Here is a 25289-nt window from a genome sequence, read left to right as displayed (position 1 = left end):
GGATCACTTGACGGCGCCCGCGGTCAGGCCGGCGACCAGATAGCGCTGAAGCAGCAGGAAGCCCGCCACCACGGGCACGCTGACGACGAGCGAGGCGGCCATGATCTGGTTCCAGTACACGTCGTTGAGCGTGGAGTAGCCCTGGAGGCCGACGGCGAGGGTGCGGGTGGTGTCGTTGGTCATGACGGACGCGAAGAGCACTTCGCCCCAGGCCGTCATGAACGCGTAGACGGCGACCGCGACGATGCCGGGGATCGCGGCCGGCACGACCACCCGGAACAGCGCGCCGAGCGGTCCGCACCCGTCGACCAGCGCCGCCTCGTCCAGATCACGCGGCACCGAGTCGAAGTACCCGATCAGCATCCAGATCGAGAACGGCAGCGAGAAGGTCAGATACGTCAGGATCAGGCCGCCGCGCGAGCCGAACAGGGCGATGCCGGTGGCGTTGCCGATGTTGACGTAGATGAGGAACAGCGGCAGCAGGAAGAGGATGCCCGGGAACATCTGCGTGGACAGGACGGTGACCGTGAAGACCCGCTTGCCGCGGAAGGTGTAGCGGCTGACGGCGTACGCGGCGAACACCGCGATCACCACCGAGCACACCGTCGCCGCGCCCGCCACGATCAGCGAGTTCACGAAGTACCTCGCGAGCGGCACCGTCGACCAGATGTCGATGTACGGGCGGATCGTCAGGCCACTGGGCAGCCACCGGAACTGGCCGGAGACGTCCGCGAGCGGCTTGAGCGAGCTGGAGACCATCACATAGACGGGGACCAGGACGAAGCCGGTGAGCAGGGTGAGGAAGATCCGCCGGGACCACAGGAAGGAACGCGGCGGTGCCATGGGCGAGTTACGCATTCTTGGTCCTCCGTCCGCGCGAGGTGAGGACGAGGTACACGCCCGTCACCACGAGCAGGAACAGCAGCAGGAGCACGCTCATCGCGGAACCGGTGCCGAAGTTCCAGGTGACGAAGCTGGCTTGATAGATGTGCACCGAGATGAGGTCCCCGGCCTGCGGCGCGGTCTTGCCGAACAGGACGTACGGCGTGTTGAAGTCGTTGAACGTCCACAGGAACAGCACCAGCACGAGGACCTGGTTGACCGGGCTCAGCGACGGCAGGGTGATGCGGCGGATCTGCTGCCACATGCCCGCGCCGTCGAGCGCGGCCGCCTCGTACAGCTCCTTCGGGATGTTCTGCAGGCCGGCCATGACGATGAGGAAGGCGAACGGCCAGCCCTTCCACACCGACACCGTCAGCAGCGCGATGAAGCTGTTGTCGCCGATGAGCCAGAAGGAGGGCTTGTCGGTGATGCCGAGCTGGTCGTGCAGGACGTGGTTCACCAGGCCGTTGTCGTGCTGGAACATGAACACCCAGGTGATCACGGCCGTGTAGACGGGCAGCGCGTACGGCACCAGGAACAGCGCGCGCAGCAGACCCCGGCCGCGGAAGGTGTCCTGCATGTAGATCGCGGCGGCCGTGCCGATCAGCCAGCACAGCCCGACCGACAGCAGCGTGAAGGCGAGGGTGACCAGGAACGAGTGGAGCAGCGCCTCCCCCACGGGGGCGTTGAAATCCACCGACATCCGGTAGTTGTCGATGCCGTTCCAGGGCGCGGTGGTCCAGTCACGGATGTAGAACTGCGTGAGCTCCTTGAAGCTCATCAGGACACCGATCACCATCGGCACCAGATGGACCAGGAGTTCCAGCAGCAGGGCGGGCAGGAGCAGCAGATAAGGCAGTCCGATGCGGCGGATCCGCCCGGGACGGCGGCGGGGGCCGTCCGCCGTCCCGGGGGAGCTCCGACGCACCTCGGCCTCGGCGGGCACCGTGGTCGTCATCGTGCTCACTTCGTCGGCATCTGCTGCTGGGCCTTCTCCAGCGCCGCCTTCACCGAGTCCGTGGTCACCGGGCGCCCGCCGGCGGCGTCGGCCCACAGCTCCTTGATGGCGGTACCGACCGCCGTCTCGAACTGGGACTCGTCGGCGACCTGCGGTGCCGCGATGGCGCTCTGCGCGAGGGTGTCCTTCAGGACCGCGTTCGCGGGGGTGTTGAAGGACTCGTCCGACTGCGCGCCCTTGACCGGCGGGATCGAGCTGTAGGCCTCGTTGAGGATCTTCTGCTCGTCGTCGCTGGTCATGAACTTCACGAACTTCGTGGCACCGTCGATGTTGTCGGTGTTCTTGAAGACGGCCAGGTTGATGCCCATGACCATGGAGTTGACGCTGGTGCCGGAGCCCGGGGTGCCGGACTGCACCGGCACCGGCGCGATGCCGTAGGCGTCCTCGCTCATGCCCTGCGACTTGAGGTTGGCGGAGGCGGACTGCCACAGCAGCATCGCCGTCTTGCCCTTGGCGAAGTCGCTGACGGACTGGTTCTGCGCGTACTCGGCGTTGCCGGGCGCGATGATCTTGTCCTTGGCCATCAGGTCGACGAACTGCTTGACGCCCTCGACGGCCTTGTCGGAGGTGAAGTCCGGCTTGCCGTCGGCCGTGAAGAAGTCGGCACCGTGCTGCTTGGCGAAGACGACGGCGTGGTGGATGTTCTCCGACGGGTTCGAACCCTCCACGCCCAGGCCCCACTTGCCGCCCTTGGACAGCTTCTTGCCGTCGGCGACCAGCTCCTCCCAGGTGGCCGGCGGCTTGGAGATGCCCGCGTCGGCGAACATCTTCTTGTTGTAGTAGAGCGCGTACGACATCGAGTACAGCGGCACCGCCGCGGGGTCCTGCCCCTCGGCGCCGGTCGAGCCGAGCGCGGAGTCGACGAACCGGTCCTTGCCGCCGATCTTGCCGAAGTTCTCGGCGTTCCACGGCAGCAGCGCCCCGGTGGCCTGCAGGGAGGCGCTCCAGGTGTTGCCGATGTTGAGGACGTCGGGGCCCTGGCCGGAGGTGGTCGCGGTCAGGATCCGGTTGAGCAGATCCGACCAGGGCACGACCTCCAGCTTCACCTCGATGCCGGTCTGCTTCTCGAACTTGTCGAGTTCGGGCTGGAGGACCTTCTTGTCGACCTCGATGCTGGCGCCCTGGTTGGAGGCCCAGTAGGTGAGGGTCTTCGGTGCGTCGTTCGACCCCCCGCCGTCGGTGGACGAACCGCCTCCGCAGGCCGTTGCGGCCAGGGCGAGAGACATGGTGACGGCAGCTACGGCCGCGGCTCGCGTTGTGCGCATGGCTCCAGGTGTCCCTTCCGGGAGTACTGCTGCTTAATTTAGAGCGTGAGTTAAGCCCTAAGGAGCCGCCGCGTCAAGGCTTTTGACACAGTCCCCGGACTCTGGTCCAAAGTCTTGACTCCATCGTTTTACAGCTGAACCATTCACCGGCGAGAGAGCGCTCCCAAACCCCACCACGTTCACTTCCTGAACAAGGAGAGCCGCCCCTATGCCTGCTTCCTCCCCGGATTCCCGGCCCCCCTCGATCGGCCGCCGTACCCTGCTGGGCGCCGCCGCCGCGGCCACACCGGCAGCCGTGCTGGGCGTGGCCACGCCGTCCTCCGCGGCCCCGTCCTCCGCGGCCCCGTCGGCCCGCAAGAAGCCACGCGCACTGCCCGGCGGCGGAGACCTCGGCCCGAACGTCATCGTCTTCGACCCCTCGACCCCCGGCATCCAGGCCCGCCTCGACGAGGTCTTCCGCCGGCAGGAGTCGGCGCAGTTCGGCACCGGCCGCTACGCCCTGCTGTTCAAGCCGGGCACCTACAACGGGCTCAACGCCCAGCTCGGCTTCTACACCTCGATCGCGGGCCTCGGCCTGTCCCCCGACGACACCACCATCAACGGCGACGTCACCGTCGACGCCGGCTGGTTCAACGGCAACGCGACGCAGAACTTCTGGCGGTCGGCGGAGAACCTGGCCCTGGTCCCGGTCAACGGCACCAACCGGTGGGCCGTCGCGCAGGCGGCACCGTTCCGCCGGATGCACGTCCGCGGCGGCCTCAACCTCTCCCCCACCGGCTACGGCTGGGCGAGCGGCGGCTACATCGCGGACAGCCGCATCGACGGGCAGGTCGGACCGTACTCGCAGCAGCAGTGGTACACCCGCGACAGCGCGATCGGCAGCTGGCTCAACGGCGTGTGGAACATGGTGTTCTCCGGCGTCGAGGGCGCCCCCGCGCAGAGCTTCCCCAACCCGCCGTACACCACGCTCTCCACCACTCCGGTCTCGCGCGAGAAGCCGTTCCTGTACCTCCAGGGGAACGAATACCGGGTCTTCCTCCCGGAGAAGCGGACCGACGCCCGTGGCGTCACCTGGGGCAACGGCACCCCGAGAGGCACCTCGCTGCCGCTGTCACAGTTCTACGTCGCCCGGCCCGGCGTCTCCGCGGCCACCCTGAACGAGGCGCTCACGCAGGGCCTGCACCTGCTGCTCACCCCCGGGATCTACCATCTCGACCGGCCGGTCCAGGTCAACCGCGCGAACACCGTGGTCCTCGGCCTCGGCTACGCGACCCTCATCCCGGACGGCGGAGTCACGGCCGTGAAGGTCGCCGACGTCGACGGCGTCCGCCTGGCCGGGTTCCTGGTCGACGCCGGACCGGTCAACTCCTCGACCCTGCTGGAGATCGGGCCGCGGGGCGCGTCCCGGGACCACTCCGCGAACCCCACCACGGTCCAGGACGTGTTCGTCCGCATCGGCGGCGCCGGCGCCGGCAAGGCCACCACCAGCATGGTGATCAACAGCCGGCACACGATCGTCGACCACACCTGGGTGTGGCGGGCCGACCACGGCGAGGGCGTCGGCTGGGAGACCAACCGGGCCGACTACGGCGTCGTCGTCAATGGCGACGACGTCCTGGCGACCGGCCTGTTCGTCGAGCACTTCAACAAGTACGACGTGCAGTGGAACGGCCAGCGCGGGCGCACGATCTTCTTCCAGAACGAGAAGGCGTACGACGCCCCGAACCAGGCCGCCATCCAGAACGGCTCCCTCAAGGGCTACGCCGCCTACAAGGTCGGCGACGGCGTGACCACGCACGAGGGCTGGGGCCTGGGCAGCTACTGCTACTACAACGTCGACCCGACGATCGTGCAGCACCACGGCTTCGCCGCGCCCGTGCGGTCCGGGGTGCGCTTCCACAACCTGCTCGTCGTGTCGCTGGGCGGCAACGGGCAGTACGAGTGCGTCATCAACGACACGGGGTCGCCGACGTCGGGGACCTCGACGGTGCCGTCGACCGTGGTGTCGTACCCCTGACGACCCGCCGGGCTCCGGTGACGGGCTGCTCTCCCGGGATCTCCGTCCGGGGAGAGCGGCAGCGGGTCAGCGGGTCAGCGGGTCAGCGGGTCAGGGGGTCAGGGGGGCAGGGCAGGATCTCGACGTACCCCTCGGTTCCGTGCACGCGGATCCGCTGACCGTCCCGGATCCGCCGGGTCGCCTGCTCCACGCCCACGACGGCCGGCAGACCGTACTCCCGGGCGATCACCGCGCCGTGGGTCATCAGGCCGCCCACCTCCGTCACCAGCCCCGCGATTCCGACGAACAACGGCGACCAGCTGGGGTCCGTGAAGGGCGTCACCAGGATGTCGCCCGCTTCGAGATCGGCCTCCGCCATGTCGAGGACGACACGCGCCCGCCCCTCGACGGTCCCGGCGGACACCGGCAGACCGACCAGGGCCCCGGCGGGCACGTCGTCGCGCCGGTAGGAGCCGGTGACGGCCTCGCCGTCCGAGGTCAGCACCCGGGGCGGTGTGAGCGCGTGATACGAACGGAACGCGTCCTCGCGCTCGCGGATGAGCCGTTCGTCCACCTGGTTCGAGCCCACGGCGTCGCGCAGTTCATGGAATGTCAGGTAGAAGGCGTCCTCCGCCCGGGAGAGCACACCGGCCCGTACGAGGCGCTCCGCCTCCCGCAGCAGGGCCTGCTTGTAGACGAAGTAGCGGCTGATGATCCCGTACTTCGGGTACTCCCGGTACCCGATGAAGGTGCGCACCCGGTCGATCATCCGCTTGGTCTCGTCGGCCTTCCGCTCCCCGTCGGGCAGGGCGCGCAGCCGGGACAGCACGTCCTGCTCCTTCTGCTCGGCCCTGTGCCGCCCCTGCTCGAAGCGGCGCACGGCGGCGCCCGGCCCGAAGTTCCTGACGTTGTCGAGGATCACCGGCACCAGGGTGGTGGGACGCTCACGCCACCGGGGCCGCGTGATGTCGATCTCGCCGACGCAGCGCATGCCGTACCGGTCGAGGTAGGACTCGATGGCATCGCGTGCTTCGGTCCCGCCGGGCAGTTTGGCCAGCTCGTCCAGGAAGCCCTCGTCCCCGGCGCCCTGCAGGAACGCCACCACCTCGGCGTGCGGACGGATCACGTCGGCGACGTCGAGCAGCTCGAGTCCCATCTCCGAGGTGACGTTGCCGGGGGCGGACAGCGTGAGCGTGTCCGCCGCGTTCTTCTCGCCCAGCCACTCCAGCAGGTTGTCGTTGAGCCACCACGTGGCCTCCATCCCCGCCATGATCGCCCGCATGCTCAGCGGGTCGCTCAGGACTCGCTTGTGTTCCTCGAAGGCCTCCAGCAGGAAGTCGAACAGCTCCGGTCCGGTCTTCGTCCGGATGTCGCGCTCCAGGGCGGCGACGGACGTCCGGCTGCGCTCGATCAGCTCGGTGACGACGGCCGGATCGGTCTCGAGCGGGGCCGGGGCCGCACCGCCGGCCGGAGGCCCGCCGGGGTCCGCGTCCGGGAGCGAGGGCACGAATGCGTCGCGGTCGAGGACGGTCTCCAGCGCGTCCCTGATCAGAGGATCGCCCCGGCCCAGGACGTCCAGGAGACCGGCGCGGCTCGCGGGTGCGGCCAGGCGCCGGGTGACGTCGACGAACAGCCTTCCGCCGGCCTCGTACATCGGCACCATGGCGGTCGACTGCCACATGGAGTAGCCCAGGGGCTTCATCGGGTCGGTCATCATCTGCCCGTGACCGACGGAGACGTAGACGTGGTTCTCCCCGTCGTCGCGCTCGGGGACGGGGAACAGCGTCGTGATCGGCCGGCTCTGCACGACCTGGAAACCGTCGTCGGCCAGGCACCATTCGATGTCCTGCGGGCGGCCGAAGTGCGCCTCGATCCGCCGCCCGAGCCGCACGAGCTCCACGGCCTGCGCGTCGGTCAGCGCGGGCCGTTCCTGCCGCTCCTGCTCGATCGCCACGTCCCGTGTACCGCCGCCCGGCAGGGCCTCCACGGCACGCTGCTTGGCGGCGATCGTCCGTGCGACGACCTCGTCGTCCCGCACCTTGAAGACGTCCGGGTTCACCAGGCCGGACACCAGGGCCTCGCCGAGGCCGAAGCCGGCGTCCACGGTGGCGACCTTCCGGTTGCCCGTGACGGGGTCGGCCGTGAACAGGATGCCGGACGCCCGCGGGATGACCATCCGCTGCACGACCACGGCCATCCGGACCGTCCGGTGGTCGATGCCGTTGCGCCGGCGGTAGGTCACCGCGCGCTCGGTGAACAGCGAGGCCCAGCACCGGCTGATGTGCCGGAGGATCTCCTTCGGCCCCACGACGTTCAGGTACGTGTCCTGCTGGCCGGCGAAGGACGCCGTCGGCAGGTCCTCCGCCGTCGCGCTGGATCGCACCGCGTAGGCGGCCCGCTCGTCGAGCCCGGCGAGCGCGCCGGTGATCGCCGTCGCGAGATCGTCCGGGACGGGGATCTCCTCGACGGCGCGGCGAATCCGCGCGCTGAGCGTGCGGATCGCCTCCCGGTCGTCCGGGTCCACCTGCGCCAGCCGGTCGAGCAGTTCGTCGATCGACGGGGCCTGCGCCATGATCCGCCGGAAGGCGTCCGTCGTCACGCAGAAGCCGACCGGGACGCGGACGTCCTCGATCCGCGACAGCCCTCCGAGGTGCGCGCCCTTGCCTCCCACGACAGCGACCTGCGACTCGTCGATCTCCTGAAGACCCAACACGTACAGCTCAGTCAACGCGATACCTCCGGGGCGCCGTGATCCGGCGGGCAGGACTTGCGATGCCAGGTTGCGGCATCGGCCGACGATTCTGCGCCGTGCCCCGGGCCTTGTGGCAAGCCCCCCGGTGCGCTATATGTTGAGAGTGGCAGGGAGAGACAGTTCTCCTTGCCTTTTCTTTTTGCCGTCCGACGGGTGCCTCGCGGGACCGGGGCGAGCCGAGCAACGTCGTGCGCGTACGCGTGCGGCCTCCGTGTATGCGTGCGCCACCTGCCGTGCCCGAGAGCGGCCCCACCCGCGTACGAGTGGGGCCGCCCCCGTCATTCACCGGGCCGGTGTCACCACCGGCGCCGGCGCGTAGCCGGTCGGCCGGGCCGTGAAGGTGCCGCGGCCCTGGGTCCGGCTGCGCAACCGCGTCGCGTAACCGAAGAGCTCGGCCAGCGGCACGGTCGCCGTCACGACCGCGGCGCCCGCCCGGGTCACCGAGCCCGAGACCCGGCCGCGTCGTGCCGCCAGGTCGCCGAGCACGGTGCCGACGGCGTCCTCCGGCACGGTGACCGTGACCTCGACGACCGGCTCCAGCAGGACCATCGCGCAGGCGCGCAGGGCGTCGCGCAGGCCGAGACGGCCGGCCGTGCGGAAGGCGGTGTCGGAGGAGTCCTTCACATGGGTCGCCCCGTCGGTGAGGGTGACCCGCAGCCCGGTCACCGGGTGACCACCGAGGGGGCCCTCGGCGAGGGCGTCCCGGCAGCCGGCCTCCACGGCGCGGACGTACTCCTGCGGCACCCGGCCGCCGACCACGGCCGAGCGGAACTCGAAGCCGGACCCCGTCTCCAGGGGTTCGACGTCGAGCACGACATGCGCGAACTGACCCGCGCCGCCGTCCTGTTTGACGTGCCGGAAGACGAAGCCGGCCACGCCTCGGCCGACGGTCTCGCGGTACGACACCCTCGGGCGGCCGACGTTGACGTCCAGGCCGGCCTCCCGCCGGATCTTCTCCACCGCGACCTCCAGATGCAGTTCACCCATCCCGGACAGCACCGTCTGCCCGGTCTCCGCGTCGGTCCGCACGACCAGCGACGGGTCCTCCTCCGCCAGCCGGGCCAGCGCGGTGGCCAGCCGGTCGGTGTCGGTGGAGCTGCGGGCCTCGACCGCGACCGACACCACCGGGTCGGCGACGCCGGGCGGTTCGAGGACGAGCGGCGCGCCGGGTGCGCACAGCGTGGAGCCCGCGCGAGCCGACTTCAGACCGATCACGGCCACGATGTCCCCGGCGGTGGCCCGGTCCACCTGCGCGTGCCGGTCGGCCTGCACCCGCAGGATCCGCCCGATCCGCTCGGTGCGTCCCGCCGTGGCGTCCAGCACCGTGTCCCCCTTCCCGATGGTTCCCGAGTACACCCGCAGATACGTCAGCCGTCCGGTCGGCGTCGCGCTCACCTTGAACGCCAGCCCCGCGAACGGCGCCGACGGATCGGCGGACCGTTCCTCGTCGGCGTCGTCGTGCAGGCCGCGTACGGCAGGCACGTCGAGCGGCGACGGCAGATACGCCACGACCGCGTCGAGCAGCGGCTCGACACCGCGGTTGCGGTAGGCGGAGCCGCACAGCACGACCACGCCCTCGCCCGTGCGGGTCAGCTCCCGCAAGGCGGCGACCAGCGTCTTCGGCGCGAGCGTCGACCGGGCGCAGAACTCCTCCAGCGCGTCCGCGTGCAGTTCGGCGACGGCCTCCTCCAGCGACCGCCGGCGCCGCTCGGCCTCCTCCCTCAGCTCCGCGGGCACTTCTTCCACCACGAAGGTGTCGGCGCCGTCGGCCCACACCAGCGCCCGCATCCGTACGAGGTCCACGACACCGCGGAAGCCGTCCTCCGCGCCGATGGGCAACTGCACGACCAGCGGGGTCGGATGCAGCCGTTCCCTGATCGACTCGACGGCCCTGTCGAGGTCGGCTCCGGCGCGGTCCAGCTTGTTGACGAACGCGATCCTGGGCACACCGTGCCGGTCCGCCTGCCGCCACACGGACTCGCTCTGCGGCTCGACCCCGGCGACGGCGTCGAACACGGCGACCGCGCCGTCCAGGACGCGCAGAGCCCGCTCGACCTCGTCGGCGAAGTCGACGTGGCCGGGGGTGTCGATGAGGTTGATGCGGTGGCCGTCCCAGGCGCAGCTCACGGCCGCGGCGAAGATGGTGATGCCTCGGTCGCGCTCCTGCGGGTCGAAGTCGGTGACGGTGGTGCCGTCGTGGACCTCGCCGCGCTTGTGCGTGGTGCCGGTGGCGTACAGGATCCGCTCGGTGACGGTGGTCTTGCCCGCGTCGACGTGGGCGAGGATGCCGAGGTTGCGGATGACGGCGAGGGTGTTGAGGTCGGTGCGCACGGCCCTTGGCCTTTCGGATGTTCCGGAAACGGAAAGGGGTCAGCGCGATTCCGGGACGACGGGCGGACGCACGCGAGCGCGACCTGTCACTCCGTCAGGAATGAGGCGGAGTACAGGGATTGAGGTGCTCGGGCGCTGTCAGAGGTTCGTCACGGGCATCCGGTACCGGCCGCGCAGCGGGCACCGGGAGGACGAGGACACGAGGATCACCTCGGACCGGAAGGACCGGGAACGGGGAGCGGCGACAGCGACGTGATCACGCACGGCCGGGCTCCCCTCGCTGGTCACGATGTCGATGCGAGTGTAGGGAGAGGCGGGGCGGCGGGGCCACGGAATTTCCGACGGGTCCCCCGGCCGGGCACGACAAGGCGCACTGCTGTGTCCTCGACGCGGCCCGCCGGGACTCGGCCACGCGGCCCTCGCGGTCGTAAGGGCCGGGGTGTTTTATGGTGAATCGAGGAGTATGCCCCTACCGGAGGTGCAATGATGCGCGCCGCGGCAGCGATCGTCTCTCTGGCTGTCAGCGGGGCGCTCATCGTCGCGGCATCGGCATGCGACCAGGGCAGGTCGGAGTCGTCGAACCCGCGCTACGGCGACTGCCAGGTCTCGGGGCATCACGGGGAGTTTCATCTGTCGCCCGAGACGGCGGGCGCCCTGACGGTCAAGACGACCCTGCCCGCACCCGGCTGGTGGAACGGCGACACACCGGAGACCGTCAAGAGCGGCTACGAGTACTGCATGGCCGCCAACATCGCCTACCGGTCCGGACTCGACCGGGTCGAGGTGAAGAACGCCCCCTTCCCGGAGGTCGTGTCCGGCCGGACGAAGGACTTCGACCTGGCCCTGGCACAGATCACGATCACCCCGGAACGGAGCAAGGTCGCCGAGTTCTCCCCGCCGTACCTCTCCTCGACCCTGGGACTGCTGATCAGGGACGGCGAGAAGATCAACCAGGACAACGTCCGTGACGTCCACATCGGGGTGGCCGAGGGCACCACGGGCGAGGAGTTCGTCGAGGACCGCATCAGGCCGACCAAGCCCGTCACCGCCTTCGCCAACGACCCGGAGATGATCACGGCGCTGGAGGAGGGGCGGATCGACGCGGTCATCCACGACACGACCATCCTGCTGGCCTATCCCCAGAAGCCGGGAAGCAGGGTGAGCCTGGTGGGCCAGTACAGGACCGACCAGGGGTACGGCGCCCTGTACCCGGCGGGGTCTCCCGACAGGGAGGAACTGGACCGGATCATCAAGCAGTTGATCGACGACGGGACACTCGCCAAACTGTCGGCCGTCTATCTCGGGGCCGCATTCGGCCAGGACCCCGCCAAGATCCCGTACATCACGGCAGACGACGGCTCCTGAACGCTCCGGACCACCGCACACCCCGTGGCGTTCGGCGGTTCCCCCTTCGTTCCGCCGTGACGTTGGCGGTCCGGCTTCCGCTCCGCCGTGACGTTCGGCGGTCCGGTTCCCGTCCCGCTTCACAGGCCCGCCATCGGGAGCCCGCTCAGCTCCCCGGCGGCTCCGCCGTCGATCCCCTGCTCAGCCCAGATGATCTTGCCCCGGTCGGTGTACCGGGTCCCCCAGCGGCGGGACAGCTGTGCGACGAGGAACAGACCACGGCCCCCCTCGTCGGTCAGGGTCGCGCGGCGCAGGTGCGGGGAGGTGCTCGTGCCGTCGCCGACCTCGCAGATCAGGCTGTCGTGATCGCGCAGCAGCCGCAGGCCGATGGGGCTCTTTCCGTACCGGATGGCGTTCGTCACCAGTTCGCTGAGGATCAGCTCGGTCGTGAAGGCCGCCTCCCCGAGGCCCCAGGACTCCAGCCTGAGGGTGGCCTCGGCGCGGATCCGGGAGACGGCCGCGGGATCCTCGGGCACTTCCCAGTCCGCCACCTGGTCCGGGTCGAGCAGCCGGGTGCGTGCGACGAGCAGGGCGACATCGTCGCTCGGCCTGGCGGGCAGCATCGCGTCGAGCACCCTCTGACAGGTGTCGTCCAGGGTGGCATCGTGCGTACCGGCCAGCGCCTCCCTCAGCAGGCCGAGCCCGATGTCGATGTCACGGCCCCGGGCCTCGACCAGGCCGTCCGTGTACAGGACCAGCCGGCTGTCGGCGGCCAGCCGGAGTACGGCCTTCTCGCCCGGCAGACCTCCTCCCACGCCGAGCGGCGGGGCGACGGGGATGTCGGGGAAGGTCACGGAGCCGTCGGGCGAGACCAGCGCCGGACCGGGGTGACCGGCCCGCGCGAGAACGCACTGCCCGGAAACCGGATCGTAGACCGCGTACAGGCAGGTGGCACCGGATACGGCCTCCGTCTTGCCCTCGGCGGCCGCGTCCTCGTCGATCCTGGTGACCAGGTCGTCCAGATGCGCGAGAAGCTCCTCCGGCGGCAGGTCCAAGGCGGCGAAGTTGTGCACCGCGGTCCGCAGGCGCCCCATCGTCGCGGCGGCGTGCAGACCGTGTCCGACCACGTCGCCGACCACCAGGGCCACCCGGGCCCCCGGCAGCGGGATGACGTCGTACCAGTCGCCGCCCACCCCGGCCTGGGCGGGCAGGTACCGGTGCCCGACCTCCAGGGCGGACAGTTCGGGGAGCGCGCCGGGCAGCAGGCTGCGCTGGAGGGTGACGGCCGTGGTGTGCTCGAGGGTGTAGCGGCGCGCGTTGTCGATGCACACGGCGGCCCGGGTGGCGAGTTCCTCGGCGGGGGACAGGTCGTCCGGCTCGAAGGGGTCCTGCTCCGCACGCCAGAACTCCACGACCCCCAGCAATTGGCCCCGGGCCTGGAGCGGCACCGAGATCATGGAGTGGATGCCGTAGGCGTTGATCCGATGGGCCCGCTCCGGGTCCTGGGCCCGCCATTCGTCGGCCGTGGCGAGGTGCGCCACCAGGACCGGCCGGCCGGTCGTCAGACCGGTGGCCACGGGGTTGCCGGGCACGTAACGCACCAGCGTCCCGACCGGGTCGAGGGGCGCGTCGTCCCGGACGCCTGCGGCAGCGATGTGGCGCATTGCCGTACTGGCCCCCGTCGGTTCACCACCTTGCAGCACGGGTTCCGCCAGCTCGACGGTGGCGAAGTCGGCGAAGCGCGGGACCGTCACCTCGGTCAGCTCCTCGGCGGTGCGCTTCATGTCGAGGGTGGTACCGATCCGTGTGCCGGCCTCGTAGAGCAGTTGCAGGCGTCCGCCCGCTACGTCCGCCCGGCCCGCGAGGGCGCGCAGCTCCGTGGTGTCCCGCAGGGTGGCGACGCTGCCCTCCTTCGGGCCCACCGGCCGCACGTTGACCGCGAGCAGGGTGTCCCCGGCCAGGAAGACCTTGTCGGTGGCCGCCCGGCCCGATCCCAGCAGTCCGGCCAGGGCGGGGCTCAGACCGAGTCCGGTGACCGGCCTGCCCTCGACCTCCGGCGGCAGTGCGAGCAGCCGGCGCGCCTCGTCGTTGACCAGCAGCACCCTTCCGTCACCGTCCAGGATGATCACGCCTTCCCGGACCGCGTGCAGGACCGCGTCGTGATGCTCGTACATGCGGGTCATCTCCACCGGCCCCAGGCCCCGGGTCTGCCGCCGCAGACGCCCGCTGACCAGTGCCGACCCGCCCGCGGCCAGCAGCAGCGCGACACCGCCGGCGGCGAGGATCACCGGCAGTTGCTGCTGCACCACACTGGTCACCTTGTCCACGGTGACCCCTACGGTGACCAGGCCGACCGCGGTCCCCTCGTCGTTGAAGACGGCCACCGTCGAGTCGACCGCCATGCCCAGACTGCTGTCGAACGTGGTCTGGTGGGGCTCGCCTTCGAGGGCCTGACCGTAGGAGGTGGAGACGTGCTTGCCGATCTGGTCCGTGTCCGGGTGGGTCCACCGGAAGCCGTAGGGGCTCAGTGCCACGACGTAGTCGACGCCGGTCTTCTTGCGCACCGCCTCGGCATGTGGCTGGAGTTCCGCCGTCGGGTCGTCGCTCTCCATCGCCTCCGCGGTGCCCCGGGCATTCGCGAACGACTCGGCCGCCACCAGTGAGCGGTCCTTGGCTTCCTGGATGGCGCGGTTGCGGTCCTGGATCACGAGCGCTGTCACGGCCGTCGCGATCAGCAGCAGGACGACCACGAGTTGCAGCAGGAAGACCTGACCGGCGACGGTGCGCGGCTTCCGCCACGACAGCAGACGTCGGCCGGCCGAATGGTGACGGGCCGTCGGACCGGCATCCGGCGCCCCGGCCGCGGGACCGGCGTCCGGTGGCCCGGACCTCGGACCGGCATCCGGTGACGCGGCCGTGGGACCGGCATCCGGTGACACGGCTTTCGGTGGCACGCGTTCGCCCCGTCGGCTCGCTGGGGCGTATCGCCCGAGTTTGCCCATTTCCTCAGTATCAGTGACCGAGTGGACGGGCGCGGCTCAGGACGGGATGAGGCGGGCCGCGGTGCCTCGGAAAAGCAGAAGCCCTCCGCATGAGAACCATGCGGAGGTGCGGGATTCGAAGAGAGTGTCCGAGGGGGGACTTGAACCCCCACGCCCGATAAAGGGCACTAGCACCTCAAGCTAGCGCGTCTGCCATTCCGCCACCCGGACCAGGTGTCTGCCGCCTTGCCGGGGGTGTTCCCCTCGGCGACGTGGACAACAATACCAAGCTTTCGGAGTGGCTTTCACCTGCGTTTCCTTCCACCGGGCGGGGGTCCGGGACCTGGTGCTCCGATGCACCTAGGGTCGGACCATGAGTGACTGGCTGGTTACGCAGAGCCTTCCCGCAGGTCGCCGCCCGCGTGTGCTGTCGCCCTTCCGGGAGCATCTGCGGGACACGTTCTGGTTCGCCCCGACCGCCGCGATGGTGGGCGTCTTCGTGGTCTGGCTGGCGGCGCAGGAGCTCGACACGGCCATCGTGGACGCGCTGCGGGACGAGGGCGACTACGAGACGCTCGACGAGCTGCTGCGGTTCGCGCAGGACGCCAAGGCCGTGGTCAGTGCCGTCGGGTCGGCGATGATGACCTTCATCGGCGTGGTCTTCAGCATCTCGCTGGTGGCCGTGCAGATGGCGAGCGGGCAGTTCACCCCGCGCGTGGTGCGGCTCTTCGTCCGCAGCCGGATCACCAAGGCGACCTTCGCGGTCTTCCTGGCCACCTTCGTGCTGACCCTGCTGGTGCTGACCGCCTTCGACACCGTCGACGATCCCCGGGACGTGACGACGCTGCCCCTGGTGCAGTCGATCCTCACGCTCCTCATGGTCGCGCTGAGCCTCCTGCTCTTCGTGCTGTACGTGAACACCACCCTGCGGCTGATGCGGATCAGCCATGTGATCGCGCGGATCGCCAAGGAGTCCTTCCGGGCGATCGCTTCGATGCCTCCGCCCACCGGCGAACCGGGGCCGCCCGAACTCGGTTCCGCGACGGCGTGGGTGCCGCACGAGGGCCGGGCGGGGGTGCTGCGGGACGTGCACATCGCACGGCTGGTGCGGGTGGCCCGCAGACACGACGTCGTGCTGCGGCTGATCCCGCGGATCGGGGACTTCGTGGTGCCGGGCACGCCCCTGCTGGCCGTCCACGGCGGTGCGGCCCCGCCACCCGGCGCCCTGCGCTACACCACGTACGTCGGGGTGGAACGGACCTACCACCAGGATCTCGGTTTCGGGCTGCGGCAGTTGTGCGACATCGCGCTGCGTGCCCTGTCGCCCGCGATCAACGACCCGACGACGGCGGTGCAGGCGCTGGACCGCATCGTGCAGTTCCTCTCGGCCCTGACCCGGCGTCCCCTGGACGTCGCGCTGCACCGGGACCGCGGCGGCACCGTACGGCTGGTGCAGCCCGTGCCGGGGTGGACCGAGCTGGTGGATCTCGGGTTCACCGAGGTGCGCGGGTGCGCCCCCGGGAGCCCGCAGGTGTCACGCCGCATGCTCGCCGGTCTGGACGACCTGCTGCTGCTCGCGCACCCGGACCGGCGGGAGCCGCTGCTGCGGCATCGCGAACTGCTCCTCCAGGCCGTCGACGAGACCGCCCCGAACGCGACGGACCGCGCGTTCGCGCTGCGCCCGGACCGGCAGGGCATCGGCTGACCGGTCGGCCGGCCGATGCCCCGGCGCTCCTGTGCGCGCTGCGCTCACGGAAGCAGCTGGTACTCCGGGAAGTTGCCGGGCAGCCTCTCCCCCGCCGGTCCCTGTGTCACCGCGCGCACCAGCAGCTCGCCGCCGACGAACGCCCCGTGCCAGGACGCGCCGAACCCGCCGAACAGCTCGTCCCGGTCGCCGCGCGAGCGGGGCTTGCCGTGGCCGACCTTGAACGCGCGGATCTGCGGTGCCAGTCGCTCGTACGTCGCCCGGTCGTCCGTGGACAGCGTGGCGACCAGCGCGCCGTTGGAGGCGTTCATGGCCGCCAGCAGCTCCGCCTCCGTGTCGACCAGGACGATCGTGTCGACCGGGCCGAACGGTTCCGCGTGATGCAGTGGCGAGGACGGCGGCGGGTTCAGCAGCGTGACGGGCTGGACGTACGCCGAGGTGTCCTGGCCGGGCAGGAAGCGGGCGTCGGACGTGTCGCCCCGGTGCAGCGGGACGGCTCCTCGGTCGATCGCCTCGGCGACCTGGTCATTCAGCTCCTTGGCCTTGGCCGCGTTGATCACGGGCCCGAAGTCCAGCTGCGGGTACGGGTCGCCGCGCTGCTCGACCGCCAGGGGGTGCCCGACCTTGAGGGTGCGCACCGCCGGCAGGTAGGCCGCCAGGAACTCGGCGAACAGCTCACGTTGGACGACGAAGCGCGGGTACGCCGTGCAGCGCTGCTTGCCGTAGTCGAAGAGCTTGGGGACGACCGCGGTGAGCGCGTCCCAGTCGGTGTAGTTCCAGATGCCCCAGGTGTTCAGTCCCTCCTGTTCGAGTACATGTCGTTTGCCGAGGTCGGCGACGGCCGTGGCCACCGCGGCGCCCGTGTCGCGGCCGCCGACGAAGGAGACGCAGCCGATCTCGGGCGCCCGCACCAGCGCCTGGGACAGCTCGCCTCCGCTGCCGCTGACGAGGGTGACGGGAAGCCCCTCGCGGGCGGCGAGCGCGCAGGCCAGGGTCAGACAGGCGACACCGCCGTCGGTCGGGGTCTTGGCGATGACCGCGTTGCCCGCCAGTGCTTGTACCAGCACTGCGTGAACGAGCACGCTCATCGGGTAGTTCCAGCTCGCGATGTTGGAGACCGGCCCGTCGAGCGGGGCCCGGCCGGCGACCATCGGCTCGATGCCGTCGACGTACCAGCGCACGCCGTCGATGGCCCGGTCGACGTCCGCCTGCGCGAGCCGCCAGGGCTTGCCGATCTCCCAGACGAGGAGCAGGGCGAGCAGTTCACGGTGCTGGGTGAGGGCGTCGAGGGTCGCTGCGACGCGCGCCCGGCGTTCCTCCAGCGGGATGTGCCGCCACGCGCGGTGCTGGTCGAGCGAGGCGCGTACGGCCTGGTGGGCGGTGTCTCCGTCCAGGCGCGGCGGTCCGGCGATCGGGCTGCCGTCGACGGGGCTGGTGGCGGGCAGGGCACGGCCGTCGGCCTGCCAGGTGGAGTTCCAGAGGTTGAGGACTCGGTCGTCCCGGAAGGCCTCCGGGGCGACGGTCAGGCAGCGCTGCCAGGCGTCGGCCCAGGAGGTGCCTGATTTGAGGGTGAGGGTGGTTGCCATGGGGGTCTCCGCTCTCGGTGCACAGTCGGGGGCGGTTGGTGATGGCTACGGCGGAAGCTAGCGAGGCGCGGACGCGCCTGAAAGTGACCTGGCATGGACTATGAGTGACGTCACGCCTGTGCGCCCAGGCGATCGAGCAGCAGGCGCGCGGTCTCGGTGGGCGTGCTGCCGACTCCCACGCCGACCGCCTCCAGCGCTTCCTGCTTCGCCGCGGCCGTGCCGGACGAGCCGGACACGATCGCGCCCGCGTGTCCCATCGTCTTGCCCTCGGGTGCGGTGAAGCCGGCGATGTAGCCGACGACCGGCTTGGTGACGTGGTCGCGGATGTAGGCGGCCGCGCGTTCCTCGGCGTCGCCGCCGATCTCGCCGATCAGGACGATGAGTTCGGTGTCGGGGTCGTCCTGGAAGGCGGCCAGGCAGTCGATGTGCGTCGTGCCCACGACGGGGTCGCCGCCGATGCCGACGCAGGTGGAGAAGCCGATGTCGCGGAGCTCGTACATCAGTTGGTAGGTGAGCGTGCCGGACTTGGAGACCAGGCCGATGCGGCCGGGCTTGGTGATGTCGGCCGGGATGATGCCCGCGTTGGACTGGCCGGGGGTGATCAGGCCGGGGCAGTTGGGGCCGATGACGCGGGTGCCGCGCGCCTTCGCGTAGGAGGTGAAGGCGACGGAGTCGTGCACGGGGATGCCTTCGGTGATCACGACGGCGAGTCCGATCCCGGCGTCGGCGGCCTCGGCGACGGCCGCCTTGGCGAAGGCGGGCGGCACGAAGACGACGGTGACGTCGGCGCCGGTCGCGCGCATGCCGTCGGCGACCGAGCCGAAGACGGGGACTGCGCGGTCGTCGAAGTCGACGGTGCGGCCCGCCTTGCGCGGGTTGACGCCGCCGACGACGTTCGTGCCGGCGGCCAGCATGCGCCGGGTGTGCTTCATGCCCTCGCCGCCGGTCATGCCCTGGACGAGGACCTTGCTCTCCTTGGTGAGGTAGATAGCCATGTCGTCGTGTCTCCTCAGGCTGTGGCGGCGGCGAGTTGGGCGGCCCGCAGCGCGGCGCCGTCCATGGTGGTGGCCTGCTGGACCAGCGGGTGGCCGCGGCCGTCGAGGATGGCGCGGCCACGGGCGGCGTTGTTGCCGTCGAGGCGTACGACGAGCGGCTTGGTCAACTGGACGCTGTCCAGGGCCTGGACGATGCCGTCGGCGACCGCGTCGCAGGCGGTGATCCCGCCGAAGACGTTGACGAAGACGGACTTCACGGCGGGGTCGGAGAGGATGACGGAGAGTCCGTCGGCCATGATCTGGGCGGAGGCGCCGCCGCCGATGTCGAGGAAGTTGGCGGGGCGGGCGCCGCAGCCCGCGACGACGTCGAGGGTCGACATGACGAGGCCCGCGCCGTTGCCGATGATGCCGACCTCGCCGTCGAGCTTGACGTAGTTGAGGCCCTTGGCCGCGGCGGCGGCCTCCAGCGCGTCGTCGTGCTCGACGCCCTCGGCGCCCCACCGTGCCTGTCGGAAGCGGGCGTTGTCGTCAAGGGTGACCTTGCCGTCGAGGGCAAGGATCTGGCCCTGTTCGGTGCGTACGAGCGGGTTGACCTCGACCAGCAGCGCGTCCTCGCGGACCAGCGTCTCCCAGAGTCTGACGAGCACGTCGACGGTCTGCGGTGGCAGGCCGGCCGCCTCGGCGATCTCGCTGGCCTTCGCCGAGGTCACGCCCTCGGCCGGGTCGATGGGGATGCGGGCCACGGCCTCGGGCCGGGTGGCGGCCACCTCCTCGATCTCCATGCCGCCCTCGGCGGAGGCGATGGCGAGGAAGCCGCCCGCCGCGCGGTCGAGTACGTAGGACACGTAGAACTCGGTCTCGATGTCCACGGGTTGGGCCAGCATCACCTTGCCGACCGTGTGGCCCTTGATGTCCATGCCGAGGATCTGGCGGGCCGTGATCTCGGCGGCGGCCGGATCGGCGGCGACCTTCACACCGCCCGCCTTGCCCCGGCCACCCGTCTTCACCTGCGCCTTGACCACGACCCGGCCGCCGAGCCGGCGGGCGATCTCGCGGGCTTCCTTCGGTGAGTCCGTCACCTCCGCACGCGGCACCAAGATGCCGTGTTCTTCGAAAAGTTCCCTTGCCTGGTGTTCGTACAGGTCCATTCCGGCTCCTGACTCAAAAGTGCCGCACGCCCCCTGGACACCACCCACCGGATGCGGGATAACAAGGTTCATACAGTATTCGTCGACTGTATGCAATGTACCGCGAGAGCCGTTCCACCCCCCTACGAAGGGACAGGACTTCGCCATGCCCGACGACACCCAGGACGTCATTTCCGGTGGTCATCTCGTTGCCAAGGCGCTGAAGGCCGAGGGGGTCGACCGCATCTACACCTTGTGCGGCGGCCACATCATCGACATCTACGACGGCTGCGTAGACGAGGGCATCGAGGTCGTCGACGTCCGTCACGAGCAGGTCGCCGCCCACGCCGCCGACGGCTACGCCCGTCTCACCGGCAAGCCCGGATGCGCGGTCGTCACCGCGGGTCCCGGCACCACCGACGCCGTCACCGGTGTCGCCAACGCCTTCCGCGCCGAGTCACCGATGCTGCTCATCGGCGGCCAGGGCGCGCTCACCCAGCACAAGATGGGGTCCCTCCAGGACCTCCCGCACGTCGACATGATGACGCCGATCACCAAGTTCGCGGCGGCCGTGCCGGACACGGCACGCGCGGCGGACATGGTGTCGATGGCGTTCCGCGAGTGCTACCACGGTGCGCCCGGGCCCTCCTTCCTGGAGATCCCGCGCGACGTGCTCGACGCGAAGGTGCCGGTGAGCAAGGCGCGTGTGCCGAAGGAGGGGGCCTACCGTGCCTCCACCCGTTCGGCCGGCGACCCCGAGGCGATCGAGAAGCTCGCCGACCTGCTGGTCCACGCCGAGAAGCCGGCGATTCTGCTCGGCAGCCAGGTCTGGACGACACGCGGCACCGAGTCGGCCATCGAGCTCGTACGCACCCTCAACATCCCGGCCTACATGAACGGCGCCGGCCGCGGCACCCTGCCGCCCGGCGACCCGCACCACTTCCAGCTGTCGCGCCGGTACGCGTTCTCCAACGCGGACGTCATCGTCATCGTCGGCACGCCCTTCGACTTCCGCATGGGCTACGGCAAGCGGCTGTCCCCGGACGCGACCGTCGTGCAGATCGACCTCGACTACCGCACCGTCGGCAAGAACCGCGACATCGACCTCGGCATCGTCGGCGACGCCGGACTGGTGCTGAAGTCGGTCACCGAGGCCGCCTCCGGGCGCGTCAACGGCGGTGCGTCCAAGCGCAAGGAGTGGCTGGACGAGCTGCGCGCGGCCGAGCAGACCGCCCTGGAGAAGCGGCTGCCCAGCCTGAAGTCGGACGCCTCGCCCATCCACCCGTACCGGCTGGTCAGCGAGATCAACGACTTCCTCACCGAGGACTCGATCTACATCGGCGACGGCGGCGACATCGTCACCTTCTCCGGTCAGGTCGTGCAGCCCAAGTCGCCGGGCCACTGGATGGACCCGGGCCCGCTGGGCACGCTCGGCGTCGGGGTGCCGTTCGTGCTCGCGGCCAAGCAGGCGCGGCCCGACAAGGAGGTCGTCGCGCTCTTCGGCGACGGGGCGTTCTCCCTCACCGGCTGGGACTTCGAGACGCTCGTCCGCTACAACCTCCCCTTCGTCGGCATCGTCGGCAACAACTCCTCGATGAACCAGATCCGCTACGGCCAGGCCCAGAAGTACGGCCTGGAGCGCGAGCGGGTCGGCAACACCCTCGGCGACGTCCACTACGACAAGTTCGCGCAGATGCTGGGCGGTTACGGCGAGGAGGTCCGTGACCCCGCCGACATCGGCCCCGCGCTCAGGCGCGCCCGCGAGTCCGGCAAGCCGTCGCTGATCAACGTCTGGGTCGACCCGGACGCGTACGCCCCCGGAACCATGAACCAGACCATGTACAAGTGAGGAGGCCTTCATGACTGCTACGTCGACCAAGGCTCTCGAAGGCATCCGCGTCCTGGACATGACGCACGTCCAGTCCGGGCCCTCCGCGACCCAGTTGCTCGCCTGGCTCGGCGCGGACGTCGTCAAGCTGGAGGCGCCGACCGGTGACATCACGCGCAAGCAGCTGCGCGACCTCCCGGACGTCGACTCCCTCTACTTCACGATGCTCAACTGCAACAAGCGGAGCATCACCCTCAACACCAAGACCGAGCGCGGCAAGGAGATCCTCACCGAGCTGATCCGGCGCTCCGACGTCATGGTCGAGAACTTCGGACCGGGCGCGGTCGACCGGATGGGCTTCACCTGGGACCGCATCCAGGAGATCAATCCACGGATCGTCTACGCCTCCATCAAGGGGTTCGGCGAAGGCCCGTACACCAACTTCAAGGCGTACGAGGTCGTCGCGCAGGCCATGGGCGGGTCGATGTCGACCACCGGTTTCGAGGACGGGCCGCCGCTGGCGACCGGAGCCCAGATCGGGGACTCGGGGACGGGTGTGCACGCCGTCGCGGGGATTCTCGCGGCGCTGTTCCAGCGCGAGAACACCGGGCGTGGGCAGCGGGTCAACGTGGCCATGCAGCACGCCGTACTCAACCTGTGCCGGGTGAAGCTGCGGGATCAGCAACGCCTGGCACACGGGCCGCTCGCTGAATATCCCAACGAGGACTTCGGCAGCGAGGTTCCCCGCTCGGGAAACGCGTCCGGCGGCGGCCAGCCGGGCTGGGCGGTCAAGTGCGCGCCGGGCGGCCCGAACGACTACGTGTACGTCATCGTGCAGCCCGTCGGCTGGAAGCCGATGAGCGAGCTCATCGGCCGGCCCGAACTCGCCGACGACCCCGAGTGGGCGACGCCGGAGGCGCGGCTGCCCAAGCTCAACAAGATGTTCCAGCTGATCGAGGAGTGGTCCTCGACCCTGCCCAAGTGGGAGGTGCTGGAGCGGCTGAACGCGCACAACATCCCGTGCGGGCCGATCCTGTCGACCAAGGAGATCATCGAGGACGCCTCGCTGGTCGACAACAAGATGGTCGTCACCGTGCCGCACCCGGAGCGGGGCGAGTTCGTCACCGTCGGCAGCCCGCTCAAGCTCTCCGACTCACCCGTCGAGGTGAGCAGTTCGCCCCTGCTCGGCGAGCACAACGAACAGGTCTACATCGGCGAGCTCGGCCTCGGTGACGAGGAACTGCGCCTGCTCAAGTCGAACGGAGTGATCTGACGTGATGGCCGAAGACCGCGAGCTCAGGGTGCGGACGCTTCTCGACTCCGTGCGGGCCGAGGGACGGACCGCGCTGACCGCGCCCGAGGGCAAGGTGATCGCCGACGCGTACGGGATCGCCGTACCGGGCGAGGAGCTCGCGACGGACGTCGACGAGGCGGTGGCCTACGCGGCGCGCTTCGGCGGGCCCGTGGTGATGAAGATCGTCTCGCCGGACATCCTCCACAAGACCGACGCGGGCGGCGTGATCGTCGGCGTCGAGGGCGCGGCGGACGTACGGGCGGCGTTCCACAAGATCGTCGACAACGCGCGGGCGTACGACGCGAACGCCCGAATCGAGGGCGTCCAGGTGCAGGAACTGCTCCCGCAGGGGCAGGAGGTGATCGTCGGCGCGGTCACCGACCCGACGTTCGGCAAGGTCGTCGCCTTCGGGCTCGGCGGAGTGCTCGTCGAGGTCCTCAAGGACGTCACCTTCCGCCTCGCCCCGGTGAGCGCCGACGAGGCGCTGTCCATGCTGGACTCGATCCGGTCGGCGGAGATCCTGCACGGCGTGCGCGGCCGGGCGGGCGTCGACCGGTGGGCGATCGCCGAGCAGATCCGCCGGGTGTCGCAACTGGTCGCGGACTTCCCGGAGATCGCCGAGGTGGACCTCAACCCGGTGATCGCCACCGCGGAGGGCGCCGTCGCCGCCGACATCCGCGTGATCCTCGCCGAGACGGTCGCGAAGCCGCGCCGGCGCTACTCGCGCGAGGAGATCCTCACCTCGATGCGACGGCTGATGCAGCCGTCGTCGGTCGCGGTCATCGGCGCGTCCAACGAGCAGGGCAAGATCGGCAATTCGGTCATGCGCAACCTCATCGACGGTGGTTTCGCCGGGGACATCCACCCGGTGAACCCCAAGGCCGATGACATTCTGGGCCGCAAGGCGTACAAGAGTGTCACGGACGTTCCCGGTGAGGTGGATGTGGCGGTCTTCGCTATCCCCGCCAAGTTCGTGGCCTCGGCCCTGGAGGAGGTGGGACGCAAGGGGATCCCCAACGCCGTACTGATCCCCTCCGGGTTCGCGGAGACCGGTGAACACGCACTCCAGGACGAGATCGTGGCCATCGCCGAGCGGCACGGCATCCGGCTGCTCGGGCCGAACATCTACGGCTACTACTCGACGTGGCAGGACCTGTGCGCCACGTTCTGCACGCCGTACGACGTCAAGGGCGGGGTGGCGCTGACCTCCCAGTCCGGCGGCATCGGCATGGCCATCCTGGGCTTCGCTCGGACCACGAAGACGGGCGTGTCGGCGATCGTCGGCCTCGGCAACAAGTCGGACCTGGACGAGGACGACCTGCTGACCTGGTTCGGCGAGGACCCGCACACCGAGTGCATCGCGATGCACCTGGAGGACCTCAAGGACGGACGGGCCTTCGTCGAGGCCGCGCGGGCGACCGTGCCGAAGAAGCCCGTCGTCGTCCTCAAGGCGGGCCGTACGGCCGCGGGCGCGAAGGCCGCCGGGTCGCACACCGGAGCCCTCGCGGGCGACGACGCCGTGTACGAGGACATCCTGAAGCAGGCCGGTGTCATCCGGGCGCCCGGGCTGAACGACATGCTCGAGTACGCGCGCGGGTTGCCGGTCCTGCCCGCTCCCAAGGGTGACAACGTCGTGATCATCACGGGGGCCGGCGGCAGCGGCGTGCTGCTCTCGGACGCCGTCACCGACAACGGCCTGACCCTGATGGAGATCCCGCCGGACCTGGACGAGGCCTTCCGGAAGTTCATCCCGCCCTTCGGGGCGGCGGGCAACCCGGTCGACATCACCGGCGGCGAGCCGCCGTCGACGTACGAGGCGACGATCCGGCTCGGCCTGGAGGACCCGCGCATCCACGCGCTGGTGCTGGGCTACTGGCACACGATCGTCACTCCCCCGATGGTCTTCGCGGAGCTCACCGCGCGCGTGGTGGCCGAGTTCCGGGAGCGCGGCATCGAGAAGCCCGTCGTCGCGTCGCTCGCGGGGGACGTGGAGGTCGAGGAGGCCTGCCAGTACCTGTACGAGCGGGGGGTCGTGGCGTACCCGTACACGACCGAGAAGCCGGTGGCCGTGCTCGGCGCGAAGTACCGCTGGGCACGGGCGGCGGGACTGTTGGGGGGCGGTTCATGAGGTGAGGCAGCGGGGGGGCGGCCGCCGGTGCGCGTCGGCCGGCCCCCGGCCCCCCCC

At 70.2% G+C, this 25289-nt stretch carries 15 protein-coding genes and 1 tRNA gene; 6 read left to right on the top strand and 10 right to left on the bottom strand.

Annotated elements, in window-relative coordinates:
- Nucleotides 1-3 precede the first annotated feature (3 nt).
- Genes ACGFW6_RS28620 through ACGFW6_RS28610 form a run of 3 tightly spaced genes read right to left on the bottom strand, consistent with a single transcriptional unit; the run spans nucleotide 4 to nucleotide 3165 of the window.
- On the bottom strand, nucleotides 4-843 hold the full coding sequence (locus ACGFW6_RS28620; RefSeq protein ID WP_393516221.1) for a carbohydrate ABC transporter permease: 840 nt from the start codon (nucleotides 841-843) through the stop codon (nucleotides 4-6).
- Nucleotides 844-850: 7 nt separating this feature from the next.
- A complete protein-coding gene (locus ACGFW6_RS28615) occupies nucleotides 851-1840 on the bottom strand; it encodes a carbohydrate ABC transporter permease (protein WP_393515822.1) in 990 nt (329 codons plus the stop codon).
- A 5-nt stretch (nucleotides 1841-1845) separates the two neighbouring features.
- Nucleotides 1846-3165 carry an ABC transporter substrate-binding protein gene (locus ACGFW6_RS28610; RefSeq protein WP_393515820.1) on the bottom strand — a complete coding sequence of 440 codons (1320 nt, stop codon included), beginning with the start codon at nucleotides 3163-3165 and terminating at the stop codon, nucleotides 1846-1848.
- Between the two features lie 208 nt (nucleotides 3166-3373).
- Between ACGFW6_RS28610 and ACGFW6_RS28605 the strand changes: the two genes are divergently transcribed.
- Nucleotides 3374-5182, top strand: a complete 1809-nt coding sequence (locus ACGFW6_RS28605) for a coagulation factor 5/8 type domain-containing protein (protein WP_393515817.1) — start codon at nucleotides 3374-3376, stop codon at nucleotides 5180-5182.
- 82 nt (nucleotides 5183-5264) lie between these two features.
- On the opposite strand, the gene rph is transcribed toward ACGFW6_RS28605, so the two are convergent.
- Both rph and fusA read right to left on the bottom strand, forming a co-directional pair.
- Entirely contained in the window at nucleotides 5265-7889 is a 2625-nt protein-coding gene (rph, locus tag ACGFW6_RS28600; protein WP_393515814.1) for a rifamycin-inactivating phosphotransferase, read from the bottom strand.
- Nucleotides 7890-8195: 306 nt separating this feature from the next.
- On the bottom strand, nucleotides 8196-10244 hold the full coding sequence (gene fusA / locus ACGFW6_RS28595) for an elongation factor G (RefSeq protein WP_393515811.1): 2049 nt from the start codon (nucleotides 10242-10244) through the stop codon (nucleotides 8196-8198).
- Nucleotides 10245-10730: 486 nt separating this feature from the next.
- Between fusA and ACGFW6_RS28590 the strand changes: the two genes are divergently transcribed.
- Nucleotides 10731-11609 (top strand): ABC transporter substrate-binding protein, encoded by an 879-nt coding sequence (locus ACGFW6_RS28590; protein ID WP_393515808.1) that lies wholly within the window; start codon nucleotides 10731-10733, stop codon nucleotides 11607-11609.
- Between the two features lie 119 nt (nucleotides 11610-11728).
- Here ACGFW6_RS28590 and ACGFW6_RS28585 read toward each other — a convergent pair whose 3' ends face one another.
- Both ACGFW6_RS28585 and ACGFW6_RS28580 read right to left on the bottom strand, forming a co-directional pair.
- On the bottom strand, nucleotides 11729-14395 hold the full coding sequence (locus tag ACGFW6_RS28585) for a SpoIIE family protein phosphatase (RefSeq protein ID WP_393516218.1): 2667 nt from the start codon (nucleotides 14393-14395) through the stop codon (nucleotides 11729-11731).
- A 320-nt stretch (nucleotides 14396-14715) separates the two neighbouring features.
- Nucleotides 14716-14800 (bottom strand) — tRNA-Leu (locus ACGFW6_RS28580).
- A gap of 142 nt (nucleotides 14801-14942) precedes the next feature.
- Between ACGFW6_RS28580 and ACGFW6_RS28575 the strand changes: the two genes are divergently transcribed.
- Nucleotides 14943-16274 carry a DUF2254 domain-containing protein gene (locus ACGFW6_RS28575; RefSeq protein ID WP_393515805.1) on the top strand — a complete coding sequence of 444 codons (1332 nt, stop codon included), beginning with the start codon at nucleotides 14943-14945 and terminating at the stop codon, nucleotides 16272-16274.
- A gap of 44 nt (nucleotides 16275-16318) precedes the next feature.
- On the opposite strand, the gene ACGFW6_RS28570 is transcribed toward ACGFW6_RS28575, so the two are convergent.
- The 3 genes from ACGFW6_RS28570 to sucC all read right to left on the bottom strand — a co-directional run bounded on the left by ACGFW6_RS28570 (nucleotide 16319) and on the right by sucC (nucleotide 20003).
- Nucleotides 16319-17860 carry an aldehyde dehydrogenase family protein gene (locus ACGFW6_RS28570; RefSeq protein WP_393515802.1) on the bottom strand — a complete coding sequence of 514 codons (1542 nt, stop codon included), beginning with the start codon at nucleotides 17858-17860 and terminating at the stop codon, nucleotides 16319-16321.
- Nucleotides 17861-17970: 110 nt separating this feature from the next.
- On the bottom strand, nucleotides 17971-18855 hold the full coding sequence (sucD, locus tag ACGFW6_RS28565; protein WP_393515799.1) for a succinate--CoA ligase subunit alpha: 885 nt from the start codon (nucleotides 18853-18855) through the stop codon (nucleotides 17971-17973).
- A gap of 14 nt (nucleotides 18856-18869) precedes the next feature.
- Nucleotides 18870-20003, bottom strand: coding sequence for an ADP-forming succinate--CoA ligase subunit beta (gene sucC, locus ACGFW6_RS28560; RefSeq protein ID WP_393515796.1), 1134 nt, complete (start codon nucleotides 20001-20003; stop codon nucleotides 18870-18872).
- Nucleotides 20004-20148: 145 nt separating this feature from the next.
- Here sucC and ACGFW6_RS28555 point away from each other — a divergent pair, with 145 nt between their 5' ends.
- The 3 genes from ACGFW6_RS28555 to ACGFW6_RS28545 are packed head-to-tail and all read left to right on the top strand — an operon-like array spanning nucleotide 20149 to nucleotide 25232.
- On the top strand, nucleotides 20149-21831 hold the full coding sequence (locus ACGFW6_RS28555) for a thiamine pyrophosphate-binding protein (protein WP_393515793.1): 1683 nt from the start codon (nucleotides 20149-20151) through the stop codon (nucleotides 21829-21831).
- Nucleotides 21832-21841: 10 nt separating this feature from the next.
- Complete coding sequence (gene frc, locus ACGFW6_RS28550; protein ID WP_393515790.1) at nucleotides 21842-23083, top strand: formyl-CoA transferase; 1242 nt, start codon at nucleotides 21842-21844, stop codon at nucleotides 23081-23083.
- 4 nt (nucleotides 23084-23087) lie between these two features.
- Complete coding sequence (locus tag ACGFW6_RS28545) at nucleotides 23088-25232, top strand: acetate--CoA ligase family protein (RefSeq protein WP_393515787.1); 2145 nt, start codon at nucleotides 23088-23090, stop codon at nucleotides 25230-25232.
- Nucleotides 25233-25289 lie beyond the last annotated feature (57 nt).

The sequence above is a fragment of the Streptomyces sp. Y7 genome (genome assembly GCF_043195415.1).
Lineage (GTDB): Bacteria > Actinomycetota > Actinomycetes > Streptomycetales > Streptomycetaceae > Streptomyces.
This window is presented reverse-complemented; position numbering and strand designations above follow the sequence as displayed.

Bases quoted from the DNA above. Each gene is read 5' to 3' on its own strand.
- ACGFW6_RS28605 (WP_393515817.1), top strand. From the start codon at position 3,374: ATGCCTGCTTCCTCCCCGGATTCCCGGCCCCCCTCGATCGGCCGCCGT.
- ACGFW6_RS28620 (WP_393516221.1), bottom strand. From the start codon at position 843: ATGGCACCGCCGCGTTCCTTCCTGTGGTCCCGGCGGATCTTCCTCACC.
- ACGFW6_RS28570 (WP_393515802.1), bottom strand. From the start codon at position 17,860: ATGGCAACCACCCTCACCCTCAAATCAGGCACCTCCTGGGCCGACGCC.
- ACGFW6_RS28590 (WP_393515808.1), top strand. From the start codon at position 10,731: ATGCGCGCCGCGGCAGCGATCGTCTCTCTGGCTGTCAGCGGGGCGCTC.
- ACGFW6_RS28610 (WP_393515820.1), bottom strand. From the start codon at position 3,165: ATGCGCACAACGCGAGCCGCGGCCGTAGCTGCCGTCACCATGTCTCTC.
- ACGFW6_RS28575 (WP_393515805.1), top strand. From the start codon at position 14,943: ATGAGTGACTGGCTGGTTACGCAGAGCCTTCCCGCAGGTCGCCGCCCG.
- sucD (WP_393515799.1), bottom strand. From the start codon at position 18,855: ATGGCTATCTACCTCACCAAGGAGAGCAAGGTCCTCGTCCAGGGCATG.
- ACGFW6_RS28615 (WP_393515822.1), bottom strand. From the start codon at position 1,840: ATGACGACCACGGTGCCCGCCGAGGCCGAGGTGCGTCGGAGCTCCCCC.
- sucC (WP_393515796.1), bottom strand. From the start codon at position 20,003: ATGGACCTGTACGAACACCAGGCAAGGGAACTTTTCGAAGAACACGGC.
- ACGFW6_RS28545 (WP_393515787.1), top strand. From the start codon at position 23,088: ATGGCCGAAGACCGCGAGCTCAGGGTGCGGACGCTTCTCGACTCCGTG.
- ACGFW6_RS28555 (WP_393515793.1), top strand. From the start codon at position 20,149: ATGCCCGACGACACCCAGGACGTCATTTCCGGTGGTCATCTCGTTGCC.
- frc (WP_393515790.1), top strand. From the start codon at position 21,842: ATGACTGCTACGTCGACCAAGGCTCTCGAAGGCATCCGCGTCCTGGAC.